Raw genomic sequence first — 4190 nt, 5'->3', positions numbered from 1 at the left:
CGTCGACGGGAACCGGTGCCCGACCTGCCGCTGGACGAACGCCGGGTCGGCGCCGTCCTCGATCTGGTGCGTGACGTGGCTGTGCCGCAGACAGTGCGGCACCAGGACCTTGTCCAGTCCCAGCGCGTCACGGTACTCGGCAAACCGGTCCTCGATCTCCCTGACCTGCAGACGTCCCCCGCGCTCGGTCAGCCACAGCGCAGGCGTGTCCCCGGCCACCTTGTAGCGGGGCCGTGCGTTGACGATGTAGTCCTCCACCGCCTCCGCCGCCCACGGCATCACGCTCAGCGTCGTACGGCGCCGCGGCGGCGAACCCTTGGTCCGCTTCCCGAAGCGCACGTGCAGCGAGCCGTAGCGACCCAACTCCGGGGCCTTCGGGTTGCGGTACCAGTCGGTGATGTCCAGACGCGACGTCTCGGTGCACCGCGTCCCCCAGCCGTACAACACCTTGAAGACCGTCGCGTCCCGGTAGGCCGCCAGCGCCCCCTTGCGGCCCAGCCGGACCGCGCGGTCGACCTGGGCGTCGGCGTAGTCGAGGAAGGTCTGGATCTCCTCCCGCGTCATCGGCCGACGGTCGGCACTGCCCTCGTAATCGACCAGGTGGGCCACGGTGTTCCACTCGTGGCAGATCTGGACCGGGTGCGTACCGAACCGCTCCTCACATTCCTGCGGCCACTGGTAGTGCGGCGAGGTGATGTACTCGCAGAACATCCGCAAGGCGCCCTGGTAGCCGCGGATGGTCGACTCCGCGCGCTTGAGCTCCGCGATCAGGTACGTCATCCACTCGTCGACGTCGGCGGCCGACCACTGCCACGGGTAGGCGTTGGTGTGCTCGGAGAACCGGCGCACCACGCTCTGCCGGTCCTTGATCGTGTCCGGCTGAAGCCGCCGACCACCGCGCTGCTGCCGGGCCCATCCCTCCAGCATCGCGTCGAAGACGGCGTCCTCGGGGTGCAGCAGCGTGACGCCTTGGAGCAGCACCAGCCCCGCGGACGCGTCACTCAGCCCTGCTCCGGACACTCAACCCCCACTCATCGACCGCGCGAATCATGCATCAAATGCACGGCCCGAAGCAAAACGCCAGCTCAGGAGGCTGTCATCGCTACCGTCAGCACCCTCGCCGAACCGCAGCTCAGTAGGTCGGGGCCGCCGAGATCATGTATCAGACGCAATTCCCCGGGGTTCAACCAGTTGCGCACCACCTGCCAGTGCTGCACGCGCCGCCTCGACGCCGCCCGCGACCAACCCATCTGCTGCGCCGCCAGAGCGTGCTGCTCCAAGCGGCTCTCGCCGCTGACCCTGGCCTACATCCACTCCGTACTCAAGTCCGCTCTGGAGCACGCCGTGCGCGAGGAGGAGATCCCGCGCAACGCCGTCCGCAACGTCCGCACCGGCGCACCACGGCCCCGCCGCTTCGAACCCCTCACCGCCGCGGAAGCGCGCGAGTTCCTGGCTGCCGCCCGCAGTCACCGGTTGCAGCCGCTGTTCGAACTTGCTCTGCACACCGGGCTCCGCAAGGGCGAACTCCTCGGCCTGCGCTGGGAAGACCTCGACTCCGCCGGAGGAACCGCCAGCATCCGACGCACCCTCCAACGCACCAACTCCAGCGGGCTGACCGCCCTCCCGACCAAGACCAAGAGCTCCGAACGACGCATCGCCCTGCCCACGCCGTGCCTGCACTCCCTCGAACAGCACCGCAACCGACAACTCCAGGAACGCGAAGCAGCGGGGAAACACTGGCAGGACAACGGCTACGTGTTCACCCGCCCCAACGGCGCCCCGATCGAAGGAGCCACCCTCACCCGGCACTTCAACACTGCGCTCCGCCACGCCAGACTCCGCCGCATCCGGTTCCACGACCTCCGCCACTCAGCGGCCATCCTCCTCCTGGAACAGGGGGTGGAACTCGTCGTGATCAAGGAGCTGTTGGGCCACGCCCACATCGGCGTCACCGCCACCGTGTATGCCCACGTCCGGCTCCGCCTCCAACGCGACGCCATCGACCTCCTTGGCCACGCCCTCCGCGAACCCGCCGAGATCACCAGCAAGCCCGGCGACAGCGACGAACCACCCCTCGCCGGAGCCGCCGTCCGCTGACGTTGCCGTCAACTACTGCCGTCACCTCACTCAGACGCCCCGCCAGATATCATCTGACGGGGCGTCACATTTGCTCACGCGCGCACGCCACCCGAAGTCAGCAAGTGGCGAGATCTACGCGGAATTCACGCATTAGTCCCACAATCGAATCCAAAAAGGCATGATCAAGAAATTCTTGGGACGTCTGAAAGTTCCGCCAAATAATCCTCGCCGGGGGCCCCTCGCCGAAACTCGAAGAAATACAGTCCGCGAGAGCGTCAAGATTCGATCCAAAGTAACCTCCCGGGCCATTGACCGCCTCACCCAATGCGCAGTAGAACCCCGATTTCGTTGAAATTTGCGCACCGTCCAAGTGGACAACATCCTCCACTCCATAGCGGGCAGCCTTACGGTTCGAAGCGAACCAAGAATTCTGAACAACGTGCAGCCATGCGCTCTGATAGTTCGCCGGCCACCGAAGCCATTCCCCCTTCTCCAAAGCGATCCCTGATGCCCAACGCGGCCAAATTCTCTCAGCCTCAAGATACTCGCAGCGATTACCAAAGAACCGGTACGCGACTCTCGAAATATTTCCGCCCGGCTCCTCTACGTCCGTATCGCCGAGCACAACCCGACCAATGAAGTACTCACCAATCTTCTCCCGTTGACGATTCATGACCGCCATCACTGCATCTTCGACCCTACGCCTACCCCTCTCAACCTCATGGGCCCTCAGGAAGGTCACTTCCGACGACTCTTCTTCCGGGTCGACAAAAAAACCCTCTACTCCTTCAGCGGCAACAAGCACCCCCCCGGACTCTTCATCCGATACCACGTACAGCGAAAAATCCACCTCGACCGCCACGGGAAGTTCGCAAGCCATACCTAATCCCCAAACCGGAACTGGTGCAGCGACAGTCAATCCAGTCGCTGCACAAGTTAACCAACTAGAGCTACTAATTCCACCCCGAGTCAGGGAAATGGGGTGCGCTGAAACGTTGAATCTTTGTGTAATGCGTGGACGTCCAGCCGTATACCTTGACGCCGTTCGGCAACTCCTTTTCCAGGATTCTGTCAGTTTCCGGCCTACCCGGCACGCGGTACTCCTTGGAACCTGCCCACCACGGGTGTTCACGTCCCCCGTAGGTGTCGTGCGAAGGGATCCGCCCTGCCTGCACGTCGTCGTAGGCTGAAGCGATCTTGTTATTCATCCCCCTGGGCAGGGGATCCGACAGCTTCCCATTGGGGCAGTTGCTGTTGTGAACGAGGACCGGCGTCTGACCAGCGAGTACATAGTACGTGTGGAGATCGTCGACGGTCAGATTGTAGGTGCGGGCGTGTTGGGTGTACGCCCGGTTACCTGTGACGATGACGGTGCTGCCGTCGTCGGTGAGGAGTGTCATGCCTGGGGTGAGTGCCCCCGCTTGCATCCACTTGCGCTCGGACGGTGACCAGAAGGGATGTTCGTGGGTCGCCGTCAGGTGTTCCACGCCGTCTTTAGTGGCGATATAGAGGTCGTTGAAGTACTTGTCGCCGTCGGTGACGATCAGGTGGGTGACCTTGCGCGGCCCGGTCTTTCCAGTTTCGGGGTCTGTGGCCACGACTTTGTCGCCGACCTCGACATCTTCGATGTCTTTCGTCTTTCCGTCAGCCATGAGGACGTCTGTACCGGCTAGGAAGCATTTGCAGCCGTATTTTCCTCCGCCGAGTCCCAGTGCAATGAGTTCAAGTGACTCTTGCATGGTCTCATTGACTATGGCCTCAAGCCGTGCGTCGCTTGCGCACTGCTCAGCATTGTGGAGGCAGTAGGCGGCGGCGAGTTTCTTGGCTCCAGATACATCGTGAGTCTTGAGAAGGTAGTTGTACGCGGCTTGACAGCCAGCTCTTCCGTAGCAGGCCATCGAAAGGTTATCGCCTTCACCTACGGGCGTATCCCAGTAATCGCCGTTCGCCCCGGTGGCATAGGTGTACCAGTACCTGGTCAGGTCATCTTCGTCATTGGTCTGCGGTCCGAGCCCGAGGAGCCCCCTCAACGCCCTTGGTATTTCCGCTGACTGAGCTTCTTCGAGCTGGCCACCGATCAGGTGACGGTCCACGAAGCACAACGAGCGAGG

3 protein-coding genes and 1 pseudogene are annotated in these 4190 nt (G+C 63.0%); 1 reads left to right on the top strand and 3 read right to left on the bottom strand.

Going from position 1 to position 4190, the window contains the following annotated elements:
* Positions 1 to 1020 (bottom strand): tyrosine-type recombinase/integrase (locus IEY89_RS39870; protein WP_189152406.1); only part of this gene is annotated, 1020 nt, incomplete at its 3' end.
* Between the two features lie 165 nt (positions 1021 to 1185).
* On the opposite strand from IEY89_RS39870, the pseudogene IEY89_RS39865 reads away from it, so the two are divergent.
* Positions 1186 to 2097, top strand: a pseudogene (locus IEY89_RS39865) (tyrosine-type recombinase/integrase); the annotation flags it as partial.
* Between the two features lie 97 nt (positions 2098 to 2194).
* Here the strand turns inward: IEY89_RS39865 and IEY89_RS39860 are convergent.
* Both IEY89_RS39860 and IEY89_RS41400 read right to left on the bottom strand, forming a co-directional pair.
* Positions 2195 to 2941, bottom strand: a complete 747-nt coding sequence (locus tag IEY89_RS39860) for a barstar family protein (RefSeq protein ID WP_229695735.1) — start codon at positions 2939 to 2941, stop codon at positions 2195 to 2197.
* A 91-nt stretch (positions 2942 to 3032) separates the two neighbouring features.
* Positions 3033 to 4190, bottom strand: a 1158-nt coding sequence (locus tag IEY89_RS41400; RefSeq protein ID WP_229695734.1) for a polymorphic toxin-type HINT domain-containing protein, incomplete at its 5' end; no start/stop codon positions are given.

Origin of the sequence: Streptomyces lacrimifluminis (assembly GCF_014646095.1) — a bacterium.
GTDB lineage: Bacteria > Actinomycetota > Actinomycetes > Streptomycetales > Streptomycetaceae > Streptomyces > Streptomyces lacrimifluminis.
This window is presented reverse-complemented; position numbering and strand designations above follow the sequence as displayed.